The 2,957-nt window shown below is 45.6% G+C and carries 1 protein-coding gene; it reads left to right on the top strand.

The window, feature by feature from the left end:
* The first annotated feature begins 82 nt into the window (after nt 1-82).
* Nucleotides 83-2,866, top strand: coding sequence for a M16 family metallopeptidase (locus OGM63_RS23295; protein ID WP_263748051.1), 2,784 nt, complete (start codon nt 83-85; stop codon nt 2,864-2,866).
* Nucleotides 2,867-2,957: the final 91 nt, after the last annotated feature.

Below are 2,957 nucleotides of genomic sequence, written 5' to 3'. Positions count from 1 at the left end.
CTTTCCCCCACATCGCGAAATACTTGCCAAGATGGACTTATACTATGCGTGAATTTTCAATTTTGAATTTCAATTGCTAACAATGGCTTTCTTTCCTAAAATGCGTCCATACATTCTTATCGGCTTGTTCCTCAGCCTTTTTCTCAGTCTCGATTTGTTTTCAGACAATTTTACCAACGCGGCAACACCAACTACAGTTGCACCTATATCGGGTTCAGCACTGACCCAAGGGGTGACAAAAACCTTATTAGACAACGGTTTAACCGTGCTAACCAAAGAAATCCATACTGCACCAGTGGTCAGCGTGCAGGTTTGGTATAAAGTTGGTTCACGCAACGAGGGGACGGGGGAAAATGGTATCTCCCACCAGTTGGAACATTTAATGTTTAAAGGCACTTCTGCCCGTCCAGTACAATTTGGACGGCTGTTTAGTGCTTTGGGTAGTCAATTTAACGCTTTCACCAGCTATGACGAAACCGCTTACTTTGGTACTGTGCAGCGAGACAAACTCGAAGCACTGCTAACTTTAGAAGCCGATCGCATGGAAGGTGCAATAGTTGGACCCGACCAACTGACGAGTGAAAAGCGTGTGGTCATTTCTGAATTACAGGGATACGAAAATTCCCCTAGCTATCGTCTCGGTCGAGCGATGTTACGGGCAGCTTTCCCAAATCGCACTTATGGCTTACCTGTGGGAGGCACAAAAGCCGATGTCGAGAAATTCACGGTGGAGCAGGTGCGGAATTATTACCAAACCTTCTACAGTCCAGATAATGCCACATTGGTAGTTACAGGCGATTTTACCACCGCACCAACGCTGAAAGTTATCAAAGACACTTTCGGCAAGGTTCCCAAACGAGCCAAGACGGTTCCACCAAAAGGTACTGTTGCTGTACCTTCTAATACTCCCGCGAAAAAGCAGCCAATCGTGCTGAAGCAACCGGGAAGCGCTGCACTGCTGCAAATTATCTATCCTTTACCAGATGTCAAGCATCCCGATGTCGCGGCGATTGATTTGATGGATGGTATTCTTACAGGCGGTCGTAGTTCCCGACTTTACCAAGCTTTGGTAGAATCAGGATTAGCTAGTTCAGTCAGTGCGAGTGCAGCAGAATTAATTGAACCGGGTTGGTATGAAATTAATGCTACAGCCGCACCCGGTCAAGAATTATCGCGCATTTCTTTGGTGCTGCAACAATCGCTGACGAAACTGCAACAGGAGCCAGTTACTAATGAAGAATTGAATAGAGCAAAGACGCAATTACAAGCTTCTTTTATACTGAATAATCAGGATATCACCAGTCAGGCAAATCAACTGGGGTATAATCAAACCGTCGCCGGAGATTATCGTTTTATTGAGGGATATCTCGCAGCGATCGCCAAAGTTACACCAGCTGATGTGCAAAAAGCCGCGAAAACCTACCTCGATCCAGCTAAACAAACCATCGGCTTTTTTGAACCCACCCAAGCAGATGGTAAACCAGGAACTTCTAATGCAGGTTCTGGTCGCACCACAGAGAACTTCAGCCCAGGTAAGCCGGTAGACCCAGCAGAACTTGCCAAATATCTTCCTCCTGCCACATCAGCTACCACTGCGAGCAAACAATCGCTACCAGAACAGTTTACCCTAGCCAATGGGATGCGGGTTCTTTTATTAAGCGATCGCAGTTTTCCCTCGATCAACCTCACCGGACAAATTGACGCTGGGGCTGAATTTGACAAAATTAAAAAAGCTGGGCTAGCGAGTTTGACTGCTAGTAACTTAATGAATGGCACGAAAACTCAAAATGCCCTGACATTAGCGAAATCGTTAGAAGATAAAGGAGCTAGTTTAGCTTTTAGTGGTAGCCGTGAAGGTGTCGCTATTGGTGGTCAAGGTTTGTCCACTAATCTGCCGTTACTGATACAAACTCTGGCAGATTTAGTACAAAATGCTACTTTCCCCGCCGACCAATTAGAACTCAGCCGGCGACGGTCATTAACAGGGTTGAAAGCACAGCTAGATGACCCCCGCTCCCTGGGACGAAGAGTTTTTCAGCAAGCAATTTACCCCGAAAATCACCCATTCCACAGCTTTCCGACAGAAGAAAGTTTGAAGAATATTACTCGTGATGATTTGGTTAGCTTTTATCAAGAACACTATCGACCAGATACAACAACGTTAGCGATAGTGGGTGATTTCGATTCGGCTCAGGTAAAAGCCTCACTCAATGAAGCTTTCGGTAAATGGCAAGCAAAAGGTAAAGCACCAATTTTGAATGTTACCTCAGTACCGTTACCGCAAAGTAAGACACGTTTAAACCAAGTAATTCCCGGTAAGGCAGAGGCAGTTACTTATATCGGCTACAACGGCATATCGCGTAAAGACCCTCGTTTTTATGCTGTTTTGGTACTAAATCAAATTTTAGGTGGTGATACATTATCTAGCCGCTTGGGTACGGAAGTACGCGATCGCCAAGGTTTAACTTACGGTATTTACAGTGCTTTTGCCGCTGGAGTTAATCCGGGTCCATTCTTAATTCAGATGCAGACTTCTCCGGGAGACGCCAATAAAGCGATCGCAAGCGCTGTTGCTTTACTCAAACAAGTCCGAGAACAAGGAGTCACAGAAGCTGAATTAAACTCGGCAAAACGCTCAATTACCAACAGCTATCCCGTAGATTTAGCAAATCCCAGCGATGTCGCTACCATCATTTTAAACAATTCAGTTTACGGGCTTTCATCTACAGAAATTCTCGAATTTCCCAAGCGCATTCAAGCCGTCACCATGACTCAAGTACACCAAGCAATCAAAGACCTAATTAATCCTGACAAACTGGTGATTGTCACAGCAGGACCCGGAGACACTCCTTCTCAAGGCAGTTGATGATTTTGGGCATTGAGGGAATAAGTAATCGGTAATGGGGCATTGGGCATTGGGCATTGGGCATTGGGTATTTATACCCCCTGTCCCCCTC

It is taken from the genome of Plectonema radiosum NIES-515 (assembly GCF_025753815.1).
In the GTDB taxonomy this organism is placed as follows: domain Bacteria; phylum Cyanobacteriota; class Cyanobacteriia; order Cyanobacteriales; family Nostocaceae; genus Hassallia; species Hassallia radiosum_A.
The sequence above is the reverse complement of the archived record's forward strand: the minus strand, read 5'-3'. Positions and strand labels throughout refer to the sequence as shown.